The following is a 20,160-nucleotide window of genomic DNA, read 5'->3' on the forward strand; positions in this document are numbered from 1 at the left end:
CGCGGCCGGACATGAAGACGGGGCCTGGCGGCCCCGTTTTTTGTGTGCACGCATGTCGCGTTCAGCCGCGAACGACGCGTTCGACCTCCCAGGCGCTGCGCGGCTGAACGTGCAGATCCCAATAGTGCTCGGCGACGAGATCGGGGTCGAAGGCCGAACCGGGCGCGACCTGCCCGGCGATCGTGACGGTCGCGACATGGATGCCGTCGCCGGCCAGTTCCCCGGCCAGCACATGGGCCAAAGCGCGCAGGGCGGCCTTTCCCGTGGTGAGCGACCCGACGCCGACGCCAAGCTCCGGCCGCAGCGCCAGGCCGCCGCCGGTGAAAAGAATGCCGCCGGAGCCGCGCTCCGCCATGCCGGCCGCCACCTTCCGGGCGCAGACCAGCGCGCTGGTGACGTTCAACGCCAGATCGCGGTGGAACAGGGCCGGGTCGAGAGCAAGCGATGGTCCCTCGCGCCAGAACGCGCCGTTATAGACCAGCACCTGCGGCGGTCCGAGGTTGCCGATGATCGCCTCCATGACGCGCGCGGTCTCGGCGAGATCCGACAAATCGGCCGCGTAGGCGCTGGCGTCTCCTGCGGCGGCTCCGATCAGCGGCAGGAGCGGCCACGGATCGCGCGAGACCAGGGCGACGCGCATGCCCTCGCTTGCGAAGCGGCGGGCGATCGCCGCACCCATGCCGGGCCCGGCGCCGGCGATGATCGCGAGCGGCGGGTCGCTCACGATCCGCTCTCCGGCGGCCACCATGGCGGCAGGGCCATACCCCTCGCGTCGTGATGGCGGCGCACGGCCGGCATGCCGATCAGCGGCGTGTAATCGAAAGCGATCAGCCCGGCGCGGACGTGCGGATAAGTGTCGAAAACCGCCTTGGCCGCCGCGACGCTCTCGGCCTCCAGGATCATGAAGGTCCGCTCATAGGCGGGGTCCATGTAGGCCTGCAGAATGAGGCCGTCGGCATAGAAGGCCCGGCCCGTCTCGACCTCGGCTTCCATTTCCGCCGTCAAGGCTTCGGGCGTGGCCGCGGCGGTCGCGCGGCTGGTGGCGAAGATGCGCATCGCCTGGCCCTCACTTCAGCATCATCGGCGTCAGGACCGGGGCCATCAGCATCTCGAATTCGAGATTGGTCGCGCTGACGATGTTCTCGACGATCAGCCCAACGCGGACACGGGCGACATGCGTCTCGTCGAACAGGATCACCCGGTTCGACGCGGCGACGCCGAAGAAGTCTCCGGCATGGCGCTGGCGCGAGTGGAAGCGGGTGACGACCCGCGTCCCGTCCCGCGAGACGAACTGGTCGATGATCTCGACCGGGCTTTCGGCCGGGAACGCCGCGACGAAGGCCGTGACGATGGCCTTGTATTCCTCGCGCCCTTCGATCGGGCCGGTCGGCTTCAACCCCGTGAAGCCCTGCACCCCGGGATGAAGCGTCGCGTCGGCGACGGCAAGATCGGCGTGGCCGAGAAACTGCGTGACGAAGCGGCTAACGACGCTGGCTGGATCGGACATGGGTCACCTCCTGATCCGGCCCACATGGTCGGCCGACGCCATGAGGTCTATGCGCCGGCAACGATAATCGATATCGCTGTCGGCGATGACGCTCCATGGTATTGACCTCAATCTGCTCGTCGCCTTCGATGCGATCCGCGAGACGCGAAGCATAAGCCAGGCGGCAACGCAGCTCGGATTGCGCCAACCGGCGGTCAGCGGCTCGCTTGCTCGATTGCGAAAGCTGTTCGGCGACGAACTCTTCGTCCGAGCCGGCGGCGAGATGCAGCCCACTCCGAAAGCCTTGCGGATCGCCCCGGCGGTCGCGACGGCGCTAGCGCAGCTTCGGCAGGCGCTCAGCCCCAATCTCGCCTTCGATCCGGCCGGGGCCCGGAGATTCACGATCGCCAGCACCGACTATACGACCACGGTGCTGATACCGCCTTTCCTGACCGCGCTGGAGCGGGAAGCCCCGGAGGCGACACTGCGCATCGTCGGCTACGACAAGGACGATATCGGCTCGCTCATCGACCGTGGGGTCATCGATCTGGCGCTCGGCGTCTTCCAGAAACCGCCCGAACGCTCGGTGCGCCAGCGCCTCTGCCGCGAAAGTTTCGTCGGCGTGGCCCGCTCGGAACATCCGGGGCTGACCGAAGGCGGCATGACGCTCGACGCCTATCTGCGACAGCGGCACGCTCTTGTTTCGGTGCGGCGCGACGCAGTCGGCGAGATCGACCGGGCACTGGCCGAGCGCGGCCTGTCGCGGCGGATCGCGGTGACGCTGCCTCATATGCTGGCTCTGCCGGCGCTGCTGTCAGGGAGCGATCTCGTGACCGCCCTGCCCGGCCGTATCGCGGCCCGCTTCGCGAATGCCGGACTGGTCAGTTTTCCCTTGCCGCTGCCGCTGCCGGCCTGGCGCATCGAGATGCTGTGGAACCCGCAGGCCCGTAGCGATCAGGCGAACGCCTGGTTGCGCAGCCGGATCAGCGCGATCGCCGCCGCGCTTTGATCAAGCGGCGACGCTGCGCAGGAACTGGTCGACCGTCGTGCGCAGGCGCAGCGCCTGGGTGGCGACCTCGCCGGCCGCGCCCCTGACCTCCTCGGCCGAGCGCCCGGTCTCCTCGACCGAATCGGCGAGAACGCTGAGATCGCTCGACACCGACAGCGCCGAGGACGAGGCCATGGCGACGCCGCTGGCGATCTCGCCGGTGGCGATCGCCTGCTGCTCGATCGAGGTCGCGACCGAATTGGCGAAGTTCTCGATCGCGCCCATGCGCTCGGCGATGTTGCCGATCGCGCCGACGACCTCGCCGGTGGCGCTCTGGATCGCGCCGACCTGGGCGACGATGCGGTCGGTCGCGTCGGCCGTCTGGGAGGCGAGGTTCTTGACCTCCGAGGCGACCACGGCGAAGCCGCGCCCGGCCTCGCCGGCGCGGGCCGCCTCGATCGTGGCGTTGAGCGCGAGAAGGTTGGTCTGGGCGGCGATGTCGCGGATCAGGTTGACGACCTCGCCGATGGCGCGCGCCGTCTCGTCGAGCGCGCGCACCGAGCCCGCCGTATCGCGCGAGACCGAGGCCGCCTCGACGATCTCGGTGCGGACGCGGCGGACCTGGAACTCGACCTCGCGGATGGCCGCGCCCATTTCCTCGGCGGCCTGGGCGGCGTTCTCGACATTGGCCGAGGCGCCCTGCGAGTTCTGCGCGGCCCGCGCCGCACGGCCGGACGATTCCGCCGCCACCCGGGCAAGCCCGTCGGAGGCCTCGCTCATGCGGTCGGCATTGCTCTTGAAGGCCTCCAGCGCCACGCCGACCTCGGCGCGAAACAGCGCGATCGACTGGTCGACGCGATGCTGATGTTCGCGGCGCTCGGCCGCGGAGAGATGCTGCTTCTCCTGCAGCGTGGCGCGTTCCGCCAGGCTGACTTTCAGGATCCCGAGCGCGTGCGCGATGGCGCCGATCTCGTCGCGGCGGCCGACCGCGTCGATCGGCGTATCGAGCTTGCCGTCGGAGATGCCGACGATCGCGTTCGTCATGCTCTTCAGCGGCTTCATCGTGCGCGAGAGCGAAATCCAGAGCAGAGGCCCGAGAACGACCAGGATCGCGATGCCGAAGCCGATCGTGGCGAACTGTTCCCAGTTGGCGCGCGCGACGAGGCGGGTCTTGTCGAAACGGATCGCGACATAGCCGATCTGCTTCTGATGGCCGCCGATCCTGACGACATGGAGCTGGGTGATGAAGGTGTTGTCCTCGAGCTGGAGCGAGGTCTGCCCGCTCATGATGTCCCAGGGCTCGCGCCCGATGATCTTGGCGAGCCTGTTGGGTGTCAGCGACAGACGCGCATCGTCGTTGCGTCCGGCCGTCGCCAGCGCGACGAGGTCGTCCGCGACGAAGCCTGCGTCGAAATCCGGGTCGCGCTGCAGCGATTCGAGGATATAGCCCAGCGTGTTGGTGTCGCGCGCCAGAATCAGGGAAGGCGAGGCGTTGACCACCATCAGGGTCAGCGCGGTCATCTTCTGCTCGAGGTCGGCGCGGGTCTTGCCGTCATTGTAGCGCGCCACCGCGATCACGACGAAGACGATGGCGATGGCCACGATGGCGACGGCGGCGCCGACGATCTGCGTGCTCAGCGACCCGGCTCGCGCGAGCATGGCGGGCGCGCCAGCGGCCGAGATATCCGCTCGCCTGAACCAGTTCATTGCGTTGATGCCCTTGCCGCCAGCCTGGAAGACGGAGCCGGACCGACGCCGCACTCCCGATCGCCAATCTGGCCCAACGCGGTAAATTTTCGATTGCGATGCGGGCGATCAATCGAGCGAAGCGAAGCGACCGATCCGAAAGCCAGGCGGCGGCGCGAAGGCCATCAGCGCGGCGTGCTCCAGAGGCCGCGTCGCGACCACGGGGTCGAGCAGCCTCAATTCGTCGTCGACGAAGCCGGGATGGCACATGACGACATGGACCGGGCCCGGCCTGACCAGAAAGCGCGCGAGATCGGCGGCGATGTCGCGGGCCGGGTCGAAGGGCGAGACGCCCGAGAAGCCGCGATTGACCGGGATGCCGCGCCGCGTCGCCGCGCGCGCCAGGCCGAATCCGAGCCCGGAGATGACGAGCGCCTTGGCGACGGCGACGCCGCGCGCGCGGATGGCGTCGATCCGGTCGGAGGGATCGCGCAAATAGACCGTGCCCGCCGGATAGCGCCGCGCGATCGCGTCGAGCACCGCGCCGCGAATGCCGGGCAGGACATGGACGTGCTGGTGTCCGTCGACGAAATCGGGCGCGCGGCCGAGGGCGTCCTCGAAGGCGTCGAGCTGCCGCCCGATCTCCCGCGCGATCTCGGAGCGGATCTCGGCGGAGGCTATCGCCGCCCGCGCCAGATCGGCGAGCTTCGGCAGTTCGCCGCCCGGCGTCAGACGCGGCATCGCGGAAAGCGGCGCGGCGCAGGTCAGGTTGAGATGCAGGCCGAGATCGGCGCGGCCGGCATGGGCGGCGAGCGCGCCGGCCAGCTTCGGCCAATGCGGGCGACTGGTCATCGCGCCGGCGGCCGAGAGCCGGCCCTCCCCCAGCAACGCCAGGATCGAGCGGCTGACCCCTTCGGTCAGGGCGAAATCATCGGCGCAGAGCACGAAACCGCTCGTCATCGTCGGTTGTTGTCCCCGGTTCATCGACAATCGTATAGAAGACGCGCCATCCATCCGCGCCGCCGCCTTGCGGGCCGGCGCGCGTCACGGTCTTTGTGCGGATCGCGTCGCGCTGTCGAGCCCCCGCGCCGTGGCCCGGTCGGCTTTTGCCCGCCCGAGAGGTCCGTTTCGTGTCCGAACCATCGCCTGCCCCCCCTTCGACGCTTCATACCGCAAGTACGGACCGGCCCGAACTCTCGATCGTCGTCCCGGTCCATAACGAGGCCGACAACCTGCCGCTGCTGGTCGAGCGCCTGAACGCCGTGCTCGCGACGGAAGTGACGTCCTGGGAGCTGATCTGCGTCGACGATGGCAGCCGCGACGGCACGCTCTCGGTGCTGCGCCTGCTCAATGCGCAGGATCCGCGCATCGGCGCGGTCTCGTTCAGCCGCAATTTCGGCAAGGAGATCGCGATCGCGGCCGGCCTCGACCATGCGCGCGGCGACGCCGTCGCGATCATGGACGCCGATCTCCAGCACCCGCCCGAAACCATTCCGGTCTTCCTGGCGAAATGGCGCGAGGGCTATCTCAACGTCTATGGCCAGCGCTCCGACCGCAACAGCGAGAGCCCGCTGAAGCGCAACTTCGCCAGGATGTTCTATCGGCTCTTCGCCAGCTTCGGCGAGACGCAGCTTCCGGAAGGCGCGGGCGATTTCCGCCTGCTCGACCGCAAGGTGGTCGATGCGCTGCGGGCCCTGCCCGAGCGCGCCCGCTTCTCGAAGGGCCTGTATGCCTGGGTCGGGTTCCGCTCCATCGGCGTGACCTTCGACGTCGCCGAGCGCGAGCATGGCGAGACCAAGTTCCGTTTCGGCAAGCTGTTCTCCTTCGCCTTCGACGGCCTGTCCTCCTTTTCGACCATACCGCTCAAGGTCGCGACCTGGGCCGGCGTCGTCACCGCCATCGCCGCGACCTGCGCCGCCGCCTTCTTCCTGCTGCGCACCCTGTTCTTCGGCACCGACCTGCCGGGCTTCCCGTCGCTGATCGTCTCGATCATGTTCTTCTCCGGCATCCAGCTTATCTCGCTCGGCATGATCGGCGAATATGTCGGACGGATCTTCGCCGAGGTGAAGCGCCGGCCGCTGTACCTGATCGGCGAGCGCGTCGGTTTCGACGCCCGCGCCGTCGACCATCCGCGCGGCGACGCCCTGCCGCCGCTGATCCGGTAGACGCTCTCCGTCATTGCCGGGCGAGCGCGGCGATGCAATGACGGTTGGCGCACTGGACCATCCTTCGAGACGCCGCTATGCGGCTCCTCGGGACGAGGGCTGAAGCTGTCAGCCCCGCCAAGGCGCGCGATGCTCAGAAAGATCCTCTCCGTCGGCGGGTTCACGCTGCTCTCGCGCCTGACCGGCTTCTTGCGCGACATCGTGCTGGCGGCCGTGCTCGGCGCGGGCGCGCTGATGGACGCGTTCTCGGTCGCGCTGCGGCTGCCCAACCATTTCCGCGCCATCTTCGGCGAGGGAGCCTTCAACCAGGCCTATATTCCCAGCTTCGCCCGCATCCGCCAGCAGGCCGGCGAGGCCTCGGCGGCGCTGTTCTCCGACCGCGTCTTCACCCTGATCCTGATCGTGCAGGCCGCCCTGCTCGCCGTCGCGCTCCCGTTCATGCCGGAGGTGGTCCGGCTGCTCGCGCCGGGTTTCGCCAACGACACGCAACGCTTCGAGCTCGCGGTCGCGCTGACGCGGATCACCTTCCCCTATCTCACCTTCATCACGCTGGTGACGCTGCTCTCGGCCAATCTCAACGCGGTCGACAGGTTCGCCGCCGCCGCCGCCGCGCCGATCCTGCTCAACATCTGCCTGATCGCGGCGCTCGCCGTCGCCTTCCTCTTTCCGAACGCGGCCTATGCGGCGGCCTGGGGCGTTGCCGCCGCGGGCCTGCTCGAATGGCTGCTGCTGGCATTCGCGGCGCGCCGGGCCGGGGTCGCCGCGGCGCTGACCCGCCCGCGCCTCGACGCCGACATGAAAGCGTTCCTCAAGGCGTTCGGGCCGGCGGTGATCGGCTCGGCCGGCGTCCAAATCGCGCTCTTCGCCGACACGATCATCGCCTCGCTCCTGCCGGCGGGGGCCTATGCCGCGCTCTATTACGCCGAGCGGCTCTACCAGCTGCCGATCGGCGTGATCGCGATCGGAGTCGGCACCGTGCTGCTGCCGACGATGAGTCGCCTGATCGCGGCCGGCGACGTCGCGGCCTCCGACAGGGCGCAGAACCGGGCCGTGGCGCTGACGCTGGTCGCGGCGGCGCCCTTCGCCGCCGCCTTTCTCGCCATTCCGGAACTCATCGTCTCGGCCCTGTTCGAGCGCGGACGTTTCGACGCGGCGGCGAGCCAGGCGGCGGGCGCGGTGCTGTTCGCCTATGCGGTCGGCCTGCCGGCGATCGTGCTGATCCGGACGCAGGTGTCGAGCTTCCAGGCGCGCGGCGACACCGCCACGCCGATGCTCGTCTCGCTGACGGCGATCGCCTGCAACATCGCGCTGAAGCTCGCGCTGTGGCGCGATCTCGGCGCGCCCGGCCTCGCGCTTGCGACGGCGGGCGGAGCCTGGATCAATGTCGGGCTGTTGTTCCTGCTCGGCGTCCGGCGCGGCTGGACTCGGCCGGCGAAGGGCCTGCCTGCGCTCGCCGCAATCGTTCTGGTCGCGACCGTCCTCGCCGGGCTGACGGCGCGCTTCACCGCGCCGCCGCTGCTCATGCTGGCGCAGGCCGTCCCGGCGGAGCCGAGGCTGGCCGCGCTCGCCGGCATCGGGCTCGCCGCGATGATCGTCTATGGCGCGGTTTTGGCGATCGGGCTCAAGGCGGCCGGGCTGATCCGGCTGCTGCGCTGAAACCTCACGCCGCCTTGGACCGACCCTTGGACTTGGCGAAGTCCATGTAGAGTTCGCGCGCCTTGCGGTACATCGGGCCGGGCTGGAGCGGGGTGTTGTCGATGCGCGTCACCGGCACGACCTTCGAGTAGTTGCCCGAGGTGAAGATCTCGTCGGCCTGCTCGAAATCGCCATAGCGCAGGCTGCATTCCTCGACCGTGATCCCGTCCTGCCGCAGCAGCCCGATCACGCGCTGGCGGGTGATGCCGTTCAGGAAGGTGCCGTTGGGCGCGGGCGTCCTCACCACGCCGTCCTTGGCGAGGAAGATGTTCGAGGTCGCGGTCTCGGCGACGTTGCCGAGCATGTCGAGCACCAGCGCGTTGTCGAACCCGGCCGCCTTGGCGGCGCGCAGGATGCGGGCGTTGTTGGGATAGAGGCAGCCGGCCTTGGAGTCGGTCGGCATCGTCTCCATGGTCGGGCGGCGGAAAACCCCTTGCGTCACCGAGAAGCCTGTCGTGGGCGGCGGCATCGCCGCCTCGAACAGGCACAGGCAGAACTGCGTCGATTCCGCGTCGGCGATGATGGTCGAGGGACCGTCGGCCTCGGCCCAGTACATCGGCTTGACGTAGAGCGCGGCGCCGGGAGCGAATTTCTTCGCGCCTTCCAGCGTCTTCTCGATGATGAATTCCGGCGTGACCGTGGCCTTGAGGCCGAGCGCGGCGGCCGATCGGTTCACGCGCGCGGCATGCCTGTCGAGATCGGGGGCGACGTCATCGAAATAGCGCGCGCCGTCGAACACGGCCGAGGCCTGCCAGAGCGCATGGCTGCGCGGCCCGACGAAGCCCGGGTTGCCTTCGTGCCACTCGCCCTCGAACCAGCTCCAGGTCTGGGAATACCATGCCATCGCGGCGCTCCGATCGGGTCAGTTTTGCTGGCCGACACCGTCTGCCTGGGACAGGCTCGCGTCAACACGGCGGCGATGATCTGATGTGATGGAAGCGATCGGAAGGCGTGATGGATCCCGGCTGATGGATCGCTCGTGACGGATCAGAGCCCGAGCGCGCGGGCGCCCGAGACCACCGCCATGCCGACGATCAGCGCCAGCAATTCGCTGCGCCGGATCACCATGCTGCCGACCGCCGCCAGCAGCGCCAGCGCCGCCGACAGGCCGAGCCGCTCGACCAGCGGCAGCACGGTCGCGACCACGATCGAGCCCGGCAACGCCGCGAGCCCGCGCCGGACATGCGGGGTCAGCGGGATGAAACCCATCAGCGCCACGCCCGAGATGCGGCAGAGATAGGTCGCCAGCGCCATGCCGGCGATGGCGAGGATCGCGCCCCAGGCGCCGGGATCAGGCAGCGTCATCGCTGAAGGCTCCGACAGCCGCGCCCGACAGCGAGCCGACGATGATGAAAGCATAGCCCTCGACCAGCCTCGCGGTGACGAGCGCGACGAGGCCCGCGACGACCCAGGGCACGGCGGCGCGCCGGCCGCGCCAGAGCGGCACGATCATCGCCGCGAAGAAGATCGGCATGACGAGGTCGATGCCGTAGGTGCGCGGGTCGGCGACGAGCGCGCCGAGCAGATAGCCCGGCACGGTCGCCGCCACCCAGACCAGCCAGAGCGTCACCCCGGATCCGACGAGCACGCCGAGATCGCGCCCGCCCTCGCCATGATAGCGCGCGCCGATCAGCCAGCTCGCATCGGTGAAGAGGAAGAGGTGCAGGGCGTTGACCGTCTTCGGATAGTGCGCGAACCAGGGCTGGAGCGAGGCGCCCTGCAGCACCATGCGGGCGTTCACCGTCGCGGTGACGACGGCGAGGCCCGCGATCGCGCCCCAGCTCCATTCCGGCCGCCAGATCTCCATCGCGACGAGCTGCGCCACGCCGGCATAGACGGCGGCGCTCATCAGCACGGCCTCGAACAGGCTCAGGCCCTTGGCCGAGGCGGCAGCCCCGAAAGCGACGGCGAAGACGACGACGCCCGGGACCAGCACCGAGACCTTGCGCAGGCCGAGCACGGCCCCGGCAAGCGTCAGCGAAAAGACGGGTTTTGGCGGCGGCTGGAGCGGTTGCGCGGACATGCCCTTTCCAAGGGCCAAGCGCCGTTCCGGTCAACCGGGGCGGGCGGAGTCGCCGCATGATCGCAGCGCAGGACGGAGGACAGGCAGGATGTCACGGACTATGCTTCGGGCATGATGACTATGCTTCGGGCATGATCTGGCTCCACGCTCCCGACGAGACGGCGAAAGCACTGCCCGTCGCCTGGCTGATCGCCTCCGGCCGCAGCCCGGTGAATCTGGGCGAGCGCTCGGCGCTGCGACGCGGCATCGCCCATGACCTGATCGCGCGGCAGTTTTCGCTGCCACATCAGGCGGTGACGATCGAGCATGACGAGCGCGGCCGGCCCGTGCTGGCGCGGCCGATCGGCGCCGGGCTGCACCTGTCGCTCGCGACCCGCGCGGGGCTGGTCGCGGTGGCGCTGGCGCGCGGCCCCGTCGGCGTCGACGTCGAGCGGATCGAGCCCTCGGCCCCGCCGCCGCTGTCCGTCCTGCATCCGGACGAGCGCGCCATGCTGGCCGCGCTGCCTGAGGCCGCGAGGCCGCTCGCCTTCGCCCAGATCTGGACCGCCAAGGAGGCCTATGTGAAGGCGCTCGGCGCCGGGTTCGTGCGCACCCCGGAGAGCTTTTCGGTGACGCTCCTGCCCGAGGAGCGTTTCTCGGTCGAGGACCGCGAGCAGCCGACGCAGGCGCTCGGCCATGGCCTGATCGCCAAGAACGGCGGCCAGGCAACCCTGGCCGCCGCGATGATCGTGCTCGACTGAGGTCCGGTTTCAGCCCGGCTCGTCGATCGGCTTCTTCTTGAGCATGTAGGCGACGACGCAGACGATGGCCGCGCCGATGACCGAGGTGACGTAGCGCGGCATCGCGGCCGGGCCGATGCCGAGCGCGCCGACATCGGCCGGGACGGGCACGACCCATGTCGGCATGTTGACCTGCAGCCATTGCAGCACCGCGATGTCGCCCAGGATCATCTCCGCCGCGATCCAGCCCAGCAGGGCTGCGCCGAGCCAGATCAGGATCGGATATCGGGCGATGATCGAGGTCAGGAACTGCGCGCCCATGATGATGAGCGGGATCGAGAGCAGCAGGCCGAAGATGAAGAGCTGGGGATGTCCGCGCGAGGCGGCCGCGATGGCGATGACGTTGTCGAGGCTCATCACCGCGTCGGCGATGGCGATGGTGCGCACCGCCTTCCAGAGCGAGTCGCTGGCCTCGATGTCGGAGTGCGTTTCCTCCTCGCCCATGGCGAGCTTGATCGCGATCCAGAACAGCAGGAGACCTCCGACGACCTTGAGATAGGGCACCAGCAGCAGGTAGGTCACGGCCAGCGCGAAGATGATGCGCAGGCCGATGGCCGCCGAGGCGCCGAGCCAGATGCCGATCTTGCGCTGCCTTTCCGGCAGCGAACGGCAGGCGAGCGCGATCACGACCGCGTTGTCGCCCGAAAGCAGGAGGTCGATCCAGATGATCTGGAGCAAGGACACCCAGAATTGCGAGGATGAGAAATCCATGTCGCGGTCAGTCCCTTTGTCAGAGGGCCGGATCGGGCCGGCGGGGTTTCAGGAAATAGCCGAGGCCGAGCACGAGGATCGCGCCCAGAACCGCCGCCGGGTATTCGAGCTTTTGGATCAGCGCTTCGCCGAAGCGGGCGACGAGCCAGGGATCGCTCTCGATCATCTCGCCTGCGACCCAGCCGAGCAGCGCGGCTCCGGCCCAGACGAGGACGGGGAAGCGCGACAGCAGATTGGTGATCAGCGAGGCGCCGAGCACGATCAGCGGGATCGAGATCACAAGGCCCGCGACCAGCAATGGCAGCGAATCCTTGGCGACGGCCGCGATCGCCAGCACGTTGTCGAGGCTCATGACGATGTCGGCGACCGCCACCGTCTGCACCGCCTTCCAGAGCTTGCTGCTGGCGGCGATGCCGTCCTCTTCCGCGCCGCCGTCCTCGATGACCAGCTTGACCGCGATCCAGACCAAAAGCGCGCCGCCGATGATGCGCAGGAAGGGCGCGTTCAGCAACGAGGCGATCAGCACCGTGAAGACGACCCGCAGCAGCACGGCGACGCCTGCGCCCAGCGCGATGCCCTTGGTGCGCTGCTTGGGCGACAGCGCGCGGCAGGCGAGCGCGATCACCACCGCGTTGTCGCCCGACAGGACGATGTTGAGCGCGATGATCTCGAACAGCTTGCCCCAGATCAGCGGGTCGGCCAGCGACAGCGACGACAGATCCATCAATACAGCCCCTTCGACGGTCTCAACGCTCAGCTTCTAGCCAAGTCGTTCAGGCTTGTCCTGCCCATCCCGACGGATTTACGACTTTAGGCCAAGGCTTGTTCAGTCCAAGGCTTGTTCAGTCCAAGGTTTATTTCAGCCCAGAGCCTGCTCGATCGCCTTGCCGGCTGCCTGCGTTCCCAGCGTGCCGCTGAGATCGCGCGTGCGGGTGCGGGCGTCGCCCAAAGCGCGCTCGATCGCGGCCTCGATGCCCTTGGCCGCCTCGTGCTCGCCGAGATGGTCGAGCATCATCGCGCCCGACCAGATCTGGCCGACCGGGTTGGCGACGCCCAGCCCGGCAATGTCCGGAGCCGAGCCGTGGACCGGCTCGAACAGCGAGGGATGCTCGCCGGTCGGGTTGATGTTGCCGGACGGCGCGATGCCGATTGTGCCGGTGCAGGCCGGCCCCAGATCCGACAGGATGTCGCCGAACAGGTTCGAGGCGACGACGACGTCGAAGCGGTCCGGATTGAGCACGAAATGCGCGGTCAGGATGTCGATATGATACTGGTCGACGGCGATGTCGGGATAGGCCTTCGCCATCTCCTTCACCCGCTCGTCCCAGTACGGCATCGTGATCGAGATGCCGTTCGACTTGGTCGCCGAGGTCAGCTTCCTGCGCGGACGGCGCATCGCCAGCTCGAAGGCGTATTTCAGCACGCGGTCGACGCCGACCCGGCTCATCACCGTCTCCTGGATGACGATCTCGCGCCCGGTGCCGGCATACATACGCCCGCCCACGGAAGAATACTCGCCCTCGGTGTTCTCGCGCACGACGAAGAAGTCGATGTCGCCGGGCTTGCGGCCGACCAGCGGGCCGGGCACGCCGGGCATCAGCCGCACCGGGCGCAGGTTGACGTACTGGTCGAATTCGCGCCGGAACAGCAGGAGCGAGCCCCAGAGCGAGATGTGGTCGGGCACCTGCGCCGGCATGCCGACCGCGCCGAAGAAGATCGCGTCATGGCCGCCGATCCGGTCCTTCCAGTCGTCGGGCAGCATCTTGCCGTGCCTGGCGTAGTAGTCGCAGGAGGAGAAATCGAACGTGTCGAGCCTGAGTTCGAAGCCGTAGCGCTTCGAGGCGGCCTCGAGAACGCGCAGGCCCTCGGGCATCACCTCCTTGCCGATGCCGTCGCCGGCGATCACGGCGATGCGATGGACACGGTTGGTTCCGGTCATGGCTGTTCTCCAAAAAACGCGGCGAATTCGGCCGCGACGAGATCGGGCAGTTCTTCGGCGAGGTAATGCCCGCCGGGAAGGGCATGACCGCGCACGTCCCCGGCGCGCAGCCGCCAGAGCGCCAACGGATCGAAGCATTCGCCGATGACGCCGTGCTCGCCCCAGAGCGCGAGCAGCGGCTGCGTCAGCTTGCGGCCGCCATCGGCATCGTCATGGGCGATATCGATGCCGGCCGCCGCGCGATAATCCTCGCAGCTGCCGTGAATCGTGGCGGGGTCGGCGAAGCAGCGCAGATAGTGCTCCAGCGCTTCCGGCGCGAAGGGCGACAGGCCCGCCGAGCCGGAGCCGCATTTCTTCAGCCAGTAGGCCTTCGGATCGGCGCCGATCATCCGCTCGGGAAACGGCGCGGGCTGGATCAGGAAGAACCAGTGCCAATAGGCCCGGGCGAAGGCGTCGCTCGTGCCGGCATACATCTCGCGGGTCGGCGCGATGTCGAGCGTCGCGAGCTTGGTCACGCGCCCGGCATGGTCGAGCGCCAGGCGATGGCCGACGCGCGCGCCGCGATCATGCGCGCCGACGCAGAAGCGTTCATGGCCGAGCGCGCTCATCACCTGAGCCATGTCAAGCGCCATGGCGCGCTTGGAATAGGGGAAGTGCTCGGCATCGGTCGCGGGTTTGTCGCTGTCGCCATAGCCGCGCAGATCGGCGCAGACGAGCGTGAAGCGGTCCCTCAGCCGCTCGGCGACCTTGTGCCAGAGCGCGTGCGTCTGCGGATAGCCGTGCAGCAGGAGCAGCGGCGGGCCCTCCCCGCCGGTGCGGACGCGGATGCGCGCGCCCGACGTCGCGATGTCGAGCAGGCGAAAGCCGGGGAAGAGGCCGTCCTCGACTGGCACTTCGGTGAGACTCATCGGACCCGACGCTTGCAACAATGACAGGCGAGGTAGCCTGAAATGTCTTGGATTGCGCCTGCGGATTATTTCACAATCCTGATCAATAGCGAGGAGGCCTGTCGCAGCGGCGCGGCAGGCCGGGGCCGGCGCAGGATGCCTCTAGCATCGGCGCTGACGACACCCTAGAAGGTGCCTCGCAAACGGACCAGAGCAGGCATGAACGACATCGACACCCTGGGCGCCACGCTTCTCGGCGATATCGGCGCGGCGCAGGACGAGGCGGGCCTCGAACGGCTCAGGATCGCGGCGCTCGGCAAGGCCGGCTCGATCTCGGGCCTGCTGAAGACGCTCGGCGCGATGGCGCCGGAGGAGCGCAAGGAAAAGGGACCGCTGATCAACGGCCTGCGCGACAAGGTCCAGGCCGCGCTCGCCAGCCGCAAGGACGCGCTCGGCCACGCGGCGCTGGAGGCCAGGCTGGCGGCCGAGACCATCGACATCTCGCTGCCGGTGCGCGAGGGGCCGGAACAGCGCGGACGCATCCACCCGATCAGCCAGGTCATCGACGAGATCACCGCGATCTTCGGCGACATGGGCTTCGCGGTGGCGGAAGGGCCCGATGTCGAGACCGACGACCTCAACTTCACCAAGCTCAACTTCCCCGTCGGCCACCCGGCCCGCGAGATGCACGACACCTTCTTCTTCGCGCCCGACTCCAACGGCGAGCGCAAGCTGCTGCGCACCCATACCTCGCCGGTGCAGGTCCGCACCATGATCGCGCAGGAGCCGCCGATCCGCGTGATCTGCCCGGGCCGGACCTACCGGATGGATTCCGACCAGACCCATACGCCGATGTTCCACCAGGTCGAGGGCCTGGTGATCGACGAGCGCGCCCATATGGGCCACCTGAAATGGGTGCTGGAGGAATTCTGCAAGGCGTTCTTCGAGATCGACGAGGTCAAGATGCGCTTCCGGCCGTCCTTCTTCCCCTTCACCGAGCCTTCGGTCGAGGTCGACATCCAGTGCTCGCGCAAGGGCGGCGAGATCCGCTTCGGCGAGGGCGAGGACTGGCTCGAGATCCTCGGCTGCGGCATGGTCCATCCGAACGTGCTGAAGAACTGCGGGCTCGACCCGGAAGTCTATCAGGGCTTCGCCTGGGGCATGGGCATCGACCGCATCGCCATGCTGAAATACGGCATGCCGGACCTGCGCCCCTTCTTCGAGGCGGATGTGCGCTGGCTGCAGCATTACGGCTTCCGCCCGCTCGACCTGCCGACGCTGACGGGCGGATTGTCGTCGTGAGCGCAGGGAGGATTCCGGCATGAGCGGCGCGGTCTGGGCCGGCCTGTTCGCGGCGCTGCTTGTCGCGACGAACCTGCTCTGCCAGGCGGTCGCCTTCGTGCGCCTGCGCCGCCAGGACACCGGATCGGCCGTGCTCGACGCGCTGCCGGCGGTGACGATCGTGCGGCCGGTGTGCGGCATCGAGGCGTTCAGCCGCGAGACGCTGACCTCGGGCCTGACGCTCGACTATCCGCGCTACCGGACGCTGATCTGCGTCGCCGACGCCGACGACCCGATCGTGCCGCTGGTCGAGGAGCTGATCGGCCGCTTCGGGGCCGAGCAGGTCGGCCTGATCGTCGGCGACGTCGCGGTCAGCGCCAATCCCAAGCTCAACAACTGCGTCAAGGGCTGGGAGGCGGCCGCGACCGAATGGGTCATCCTCGCCGACTCCAACGTGCTGATGCCGAAGGACTACATCCAGCGCATGCTGGCCTCGTGGCGGCCGGATACCGGCCTCGTCTGCTCGACGCCGGCGGGCTCGCGGCCGTTCGACTTCGGCGCCGAGGTCGAATGCGCCTTCCTCAACACCTTCCAGGCGCGCTGGCAATATGCCGGCGAGGCGCTCGGCTTCGGCTTCGCGCAGGGCAAGTCGATGCTCTGGAACAAGCCCTTCCTCGACGCCAGTGGCGGCATAGCCGCGCTCGCCGACGAGATCGCGGAGGATGCGGCCGCGACCAAACTGGTGCGCCGCGCCGGCAGGCACGTGCATCTCGTCGGCCAGCCCTTCGAGCAGCCGCTCGGCGCGCGCACGCTACGCGACGTGGTGCAGCGCCAGTTCCGCTGGGCGCGGCTGAGGCGCGTGACGTTCCTGCCCTTCTTCGCGCCGGAGATCCTGTCCGGGCCGCTGCTGCCCGTGCTGCTGGCCGCCTTCGCCGCGCCCGCCTTCGGGCTGTCGGCCTGGCTTGGGCCGCTGCTCGTGCTGCTGCCCTGGTATATCGCCGAGATGGCGCTGGCGGCGGGCGTCGGCTGGTATTCGTCCTGGCGGATGCCGGCGGCCATGCTCGTCCGCGACATCGTCTTTCCGGGCATCTGGGCCTACGCCTTCCTTGCCGGCGAGGTGAGCTGGCGCGGGAACGCGATGAAGATCAAGACGGATGGGGCGGACGAGCTGAACGCCGTGGCGCCGGCGGCGGCGTTAAGTTTGCGACGCGATGGTCAGGGGTGATAGAAATAGCAGCGTCACCGCTTTGCGGACGAAAACCGAGCATGTCGAAGCCTGAGGAGTTGATCATGGTCTTCATGAGCGAGGCGGCGACTCGGGAACTCGAGGCCGTGATCGAAACGACTGTCAAAGCCAAGCTCGGCGGAATCGTCGATGTCGTCGAGACGCGTTTCGAAGATAATCAATTGGGCGAACCGGCGATTTTCGTTGACGTTTTTCTAACGGAGGACGCGCCGACGACTCTTGGTAAGCGCTTCAGCGACATGCATCTCGCCGTATTGACTGCGCTGGAAGCGCAAGGCGAAGCACGCTTTCCCTATATTTCGCCGAAGTGGCCGCACGACGAGTATCCGGAAGATGTTGAACCCCCGCGTCCCAGGCGTCGTGCATGATAGACGATATGCTGCGCCTAGCTCTTGATCTGACATATCGAGACAAAGGTCGTCCCCAACAAGTCTCCATGCGCCGCGCCACATCGACTGCCTATTATGCACTCTTCCACGCCCTTCTCGAAGTTTTTGCCGACCAAACAGTCGGAGGCGGCGCGCCTTGGGACGTGTACGAACAGGTATACCGTTTTCCTGATCATGCATCGCTCGCGAAAAGATTGAAACTTGTGAATGACATGCAAGTCAGATCTGTCGCGGCAACGCTTGCCCGCCTTCAGCAAGAGCGGCTTAAGGCCGATTACGATCCACAGCCTTTCCTGCTGGGCAAGATTGAAGTTCAAGAACTCATCATTTTGGCGAAAGAAGCCATTGTCGCGGTTCGCGGCCTTAATAAGGCGCAACGTCGTCTGATCGTAGCGGGACTGCTTGCCAGAAGTCGGTAAGCGTACTTTGCCCTTCGCCATTGAAGAAGACAAACGCATGAAATTCACGCATTCCTGGCTCAAGAGCCATCTCGACACCACCGACACCCTCGACACCATCACCGAAACCCTGACCCGGGTCGGGCTCGAGGTCGAGGGCGTCGAGGACAAGGCGAAGGCGCTGTCGGCCTTCACCATTGCTTACGTCATCGAGGCGAAGCCGCATCCCAATGCCGACCGCCTGCGCGTCTGCATGGTCGATACGGGAGCAGGCCAGCCGGTGCAGGTCGTCTGCGGCGCGCCGAACGCCCGCACCGGCATGAAGAGCGTGTTCTCTCCGCCCGGAACCTACATCCCCGGCAAGGACATCACGCTCGGCAAGGGCGTGATCCGCGGCGTCGAGTCCAACGGCATGCTGTGCTCGGCGGCCGAGCTCGAAATCTCCGAGGACCATGACGGCATCATCGACCTGCCCGACGACGCGCCGGTCGGCCAGCCCTATGCGCGCTATGCCGGCCTCGACGACGCCGTGATCGAGATCGCGGTGACGCCCAACCGCGCCGATGCGCTCGGCGTCGCGGGCGTCGCGCGCGACCTGTCCGCCGCCGGCCTCGGCGCGCTGACGACGCCCTCGGTCAAGCCGATCCGGGGCTCGTTCCCCTGCCCCGTCACCGTGACGCTCGACTTCGCGCCCGAGGACAATGCGCTCTGCCCCGCCTTCGCGCTCAGGCTGGTGCGCGGGGTCAGGAACGGCCCTTCGCCGGAGTGGCTGCAGGCGCGGCTGCGCGCGATCGGGCTTCGCCCCATCAACGCGCTCGTCGACATAACCAACTTCATGACCTTCGACCGCAACCGGCCGCTGCACGTCTTCGACGCCGCCAAGGTCAGCGGCGATCTCGTGGTGCGCCGGGCGAGGGACGGCGAGAGCATCCTCGCGCTCGACGGCAAGACCTATGCGCTCTCCGACGAACAGGTCGTCATCACCGACGACCACGGCGTCGAGTCGCTAGCCGGCATCATGGGCGGGGAGGCGTCGGGCTGCGACGAGCACACGGTCGACGTGCTGGTCGAGAGCGCGCTCTGGAGCCCGCTCAACATCGCCCGCTCGGGCCGCGCGCTCGGCATCAACTCCGATGCGCGCTACCGCTTCGAGCGCGGTGTCGATCCCGATTTCTGCCGGCCGGGGCTCGATCTCGCCACCGCGATGATCATCGAGCTTTGCGGTGGCGAAGCCTCCGAGATGGTCTTCGCCGGCGAGTTGCCCGAAGACGCTCATGCGATCGATTTCCCCTGGTCCGAGGTCAAGCGCCTGACCGGGCTCGATCTGCCGCAGGTCGAGATGAAGCTCGCCCTGACCTCGCTCGGCTTCCACGTTTCGGGCGCGGGCGAGCGGGTCGAGGTCACGGCCCCGTCCTGGCGCGGCGATGTCGGCGGCAAGGCCGATCTGGTCGAGGAGATCCTGCGCATCGCCGGGCTCGACCGCGTCGTCTCGACGCCGCTTCCCCGGATCAGGGGCGAGGTGGTCAAGCCGGTCCTGACCGTGCCGCAGAAGCGCACGCGCCTCGCCAAGCGTCTGCTCGCGAGCCGCGGCATGGTCGAGGCCGTGACCTGGTCCTTCATCGCCCATGATGCGGCGCAACTCTTCGGCGGCGGCTCGCGCCAGCTCGCGCTCGCCAACCCGATCGCGGCCGATCTCTCCGACATGCGGCCCTCGCTGCTGCCGGGGCTTATCAAGGCGAGCCAGGCCAATGCCGACCGCGGCATCGGCGAGGTCGCGCTGTTCGAGGTCGGCCAGGTGTTCCAGAGCGACGAGCCCGAGGGCCAACTGATCGCGGCTGCCGGCCTGCGCCGGGGCGCGGCGCGGCTGGAGGGCGTCGGCCGGCACTGGGACGGTGCGGGCAAGCCCGCGGACGCGCTCGACGCCAAGGCCGATGTCATGGGCCTGCTGGCTGGTCTCGGCGTGCCGGTCGGCGGCCTGCAGATCGTCGCGGGCGGACCCGACTGGGCCCATCCCGGCCGCTCGGCCACCTTGCGCTTCGGGCCCAAGGGCGTGATCGGCGCCTTCGGCGAAGTCCATCCCAGGGCGCTCAGGGCGCTCGACGTCAAGGGTCCGCTGGTCGCCTTCGAGATCCATCTCGATGCCTTGCCGCTGCCGAAATACAGGCCGACCAAGGTCAAGCCGAAGCTCATGCTGTCGGGCTTCCAGCCGGTGACCCGCGACTTCGCCTTCATCGTCGAGACGTCGGTCGCGGCCGGCGACATGCTGAAAACGGCGCAGAACATCGACCGCGCGCTGATCGCGGACGTCTCGGTCTTCGATCTCTACGAGGGGCCGGGCGTCGAGGCCGGCAAGAAATCGGTCGCGCTGGCGGTGACGCTGCAGCCGAAGGAGAAGACGCTGACCGAGGCCGAGATCGAGGCGGTCGGCGGCAGGATCGTCGCCGAGATGGCGAAGCGCCACGGGGCGACGCTGCGGGGGTAGTCCCG

General features: G+C 68.2%; 21 protein-coding genes. 9 read left to right on the forward strand and 12 right to left on the reverse strand.

All coding sequences use genetic code 11. The features are described from left to right. Positions 1-61: 61 nt before the first annotated feature. From AC1RRW_RS08075 to AC1RRW_RS08085, 3 genes are read right to left on the reverse strand one after another with little or no spacing between them, the layout of a single operon-like run. Positions 62-724 (reverse strand): SDR family NAD(P)-dependent oxidoreductase, encoded by a 663-nt coding sequence (locus AC1RRW_RS08075; RefSeq protein ID WP_492900143.1) that lies wholly within the window; start codon positions 722-724, stop codon positions 62-64. Then, a complete protein-coding gene (locus AC1RRW_RS08080) occupies positions 721-1,056 on the reverse strand; it encodes a hypothetical protein (RefSeq protein ID WP_492900144.1) in 336 nt (111 codons plus the stop codon). Before AC1RRW_RS08080 ends, AC1RRW_RS08075 begins: the two co-directional genes overlap by 4 nt. Before the next feature lie 10 nt (positions 1,057-1,066). Then, positions 1,067-1,507, reverse strand: coding sequence for an ester cyclase (locus AC1RRW_RS08085; protein WP_492900146.1), 441 nt, complete (start codon positions 1,505-1,507; stop codon positions 1,067-1,069). An 85-nt stretch (positions 1,508-1,592) separates the two neighbouring features. Here AC1RRW_RS08085 and AC1RRW_RS08090 point away from each other — a divergent pair, with 85 nt between their 5' ends. Continuing rightward, entirely contained in the window at positions 1,593-2,495 is a 903-nt protein-coding gene (locus tag AC1RRW_RS08090) for a LysR family transcriptional regulator (RefSeq protein WP_492900148.1), read from the forward strand. On the opposite strand, the gene AC1RRW_RS08095 is transcribed toward AC1RRW_RS08090, so the two are convergent. Then, positions 2,496-4,133 (reverse strand): methyl-accepting chemotaxis protein, encoded by a 1,638-nt coding sequence (locus tag AC1RRW_RS08095; protein ID WP_492900149.1) that lies wholly within the window; start codon positions 4,131-4,133, stop codon positions 2,496-2,498. 156 nt (positions 4,134-4,289) lie between these two features. After that, positions 4,290-5,120 (reverse strand): ChbG/HpnK family deacetylase, encoded by an 831-nt coding sequence (locus AC1RRW_RS08100; protein ID WP_492900151.1) that lies wholly within the window; start codon positions 5,118-5,120, stop codon positions 4,290-4,292. A gap of 170 nt (positions 5,121-5,290) precedes the next feature. Here AC1RRW_RS08100 and AC1RRW_RS08105 point away from each other — a divergent pair, with 170 nt between their 5' ends. Together AC1RRW_RS08105 and murJ are read left to right on the forward strand one after the other, a co-directional pair. Next, on the forward strand, positions 5,291-6,325 hold the full coding sequence (locus AC1RRW_RS08105) for a glycosyltransferase family 2 protein (protein ID WP_492900152.1): 1,035 nt from the start codon (positions 5,291-5,293) through the stop codon (positions 6,323-6,325). Positions 6,326-6,454: 129 nt separating this feature from the next. Next, positions 6,455-7,981: a murein biosynthesis integral membrane protein MurJ gene (murJ, locus tag AC1RRW_RS08110; protein ID WP_492900153.1), complete on the forward strand. Its 1,527-nt coding sequence runs from the start codon at positions 6,455-6,457 to the stop codon at positions 7,979-7,981. Between the two features lie 4 nt (positions 7,982-7,985). On the opposite strand, the gene AC1RRW_RS08115 is transcribed toward murJ, so the two are convergent. The 3 genes from AC1RRW_RS08115 to AC1RRW_RS08125 form a co-directional block, all read right to left on the reverse strand. Next, on the reverse strand, positions 7,986-8,864 hold the full coding sequence (locus AC1RRW_RS08115; RefSeq protein WP_492900154.1) for a branched-chain amino acid aminotransferase: 879 nt from the start codon (positions 8,862-8,864) through the stop codon (positions 7,986-7,988). 143 nt (positions 8,865-9,007) lie between these two features. Beyond that, on the reverse strand, positions 9,008-9,325 hold the full coding sequence (locus AC1RRW_RS08120; protein ID WP_492900156.1) for an AzlD family protein: 318 nt from the start codon (positions 9,323-9,325) through the stop codon (positions 9,008-9,010). Next, positions 9,312-10,043, reverse strand: a complete 732-nt coding sequence (locus tag AC1RRW_RS08125; RefSeq protein ID WP_492900157.1) for an AzlC family ABC transporter permease — start codon at positions 10,041-10,043, stop codon at positions 9,312-9,314. The genes AC1RRW_RS08120 and AC1RRW_RS08125 overlap by 14 nt, the downstream gene beginning before the upstream one ends. A gap of 131 nt (positions 10,044-10,174) precedes the next feature. Between AC1RRW_RS08125 and AC1RRW_RS08130 the strand changes: the two genes are divergently transcribed. Further along, positions 10,175-10,783 (forward strand): 4'-phosphopantetheinyl transferase family protein, encoded by a 609-nt coding sequence (locus AC1RRW_RS08130; RefSeq protein ID WP_492900158.1) that lies wholly within the window; start codon positions 10,175-10,177, stop codon positions 10,781-10,783. A 9-nt stretch (positions 10,784-10,792) separates the two neighbouring features. Here AC1RRW_RS08130 and AC1RRW_RS08135 read toward each other — a convergent pair whose 3' ends face one another. The 4 genes from AC1RRW_RS08135 to AC1RRW_RS08150 all read right to left on the reverse strand — a co-directional run bounded on the left by AC1RRW_RS08135 (position 10,793) and on the right by AC1RRW_RS08150 (position 14,380). After that, positions 10,793-11,533 (reverse strand): TerC family protein, encoded by a 741-nt coding sequence (locus AC1RRW_RS08135; protein ID WP_492900159.1) that lies wholly within the window; start codon positions 11,531-11,533, stop codon positions 10,793-10,795. Positions 11,534-11,552: 19 nt separating this feature from the next. Further along, complete coding sequence (locus AC1RRW_RS08140) at positions 11,553-12,257, reverse strand: TerC family protein (protein ID WP_492900160.1); 705 nt, start codon at positions 12,255-12,257, stop codon at positions 11,553-11,555. Positions 12,258-12,392: 135 nt separating this feature from the next. Then, positions 12,393-13,472, reverse strand: coding sequence for a tartrate dehydrogenase (locus AC1RRW_RS08145; RefSeq protein ID WP_492900161.1), 1,080 nt, complete (start codon positions 13,470-13,472; stop codon positions 12,393-12,395). After that, a complete protein-coding gene (locus tag AC1RRW_RS08150; protein ID WP_492900162.1) occupies positions 13,469-14,380 on the reverse strand; it encodes an alpha/beta fold hydrolase in 912 nt (303 codons plus the stop codon). The genes AC1RRW_RS08145 and AC1RRW_RS08150 overlap by 4 nt, the downstream gene beginning before the upstream one ends. Positions 14,381-14,578: 198 nt before the next feature. Here AC1RRW_RS08150 and pheS point away from each other — a divergent pair, with 198 nt between their 5' ends. From pheS to pheT, 5 genes are all read left to right on the forward strand, one after another. Then, positions 14,579-15,661 (forward strand): phenylalanine--tRNA ligase subunit alpha, encoded by a 1,083-nt coding sequence (pheS, locus tag AC1RRW_RS08155; protein WP_492900163.1) that lies wholly within the window; start codon positions 14,579-14,581, stop codon positions 15,659-15,661. A 19-nt stretch (positions 15,662-15,680) separates the two neighbouring features. Further along, positions 15,681-16,865, forward strand: coding sequence for a glycosyltransferase (locus tag AC1RRW_RS08160; protein WP_492900165.1), 1,185 nt, complete (start codon positions 15,681-15,683; stop codon positions 16,863-16,865). A gap of 65 nt (positions 16,866-16,930) precedes the next feature. Beyond that, positions 16,931-17,254 (forward strand): hypothetical protein, encoded by a 324-nt coding sequence (locus AC1RRW_RS08165; protein WP_492900166.1) that lies wholly within the window; start codon positions 16,931-16,933, stop codon positions 17,252-17,254. Then, the gene (locus AC1RRW_RS08170) at positions 17,251-17,694 is read left to right on the forward strand and encodes a hypothetical protein (RefSeq protein WP_492900167.1); all 444 of its coding nucleotides are present in this window, start codon (positions 17,251-17,253) and stop codon (positions 17,692-17,694) included. Before AC1RRW_RS08165 ends, AC1RRW_RS08170 begins: the two co-directional genes overlap by 4 nt. Positions 17,695-17,731: 37 nt before the next feature. Further along, positions 17,732-20,155: a phenylalanine--tRNA ligase subunit beta gene (pheT, locus tag AC1RRW_RS08175; protein WP_492900168.1), complete on the forward strand. Its 2,424-nt coding sequence runs from the start codon at positions 17,732-17,734 to the stop codon at positions 20,153-20,155. The last annotated feature ends 5 nt before the right edge of the window (positions 20,156-20,160 follow it).

The sequence above is a fragment of the Allobosea sp. GW821-FHT12C12 genome, assembly GCF_058807355.1.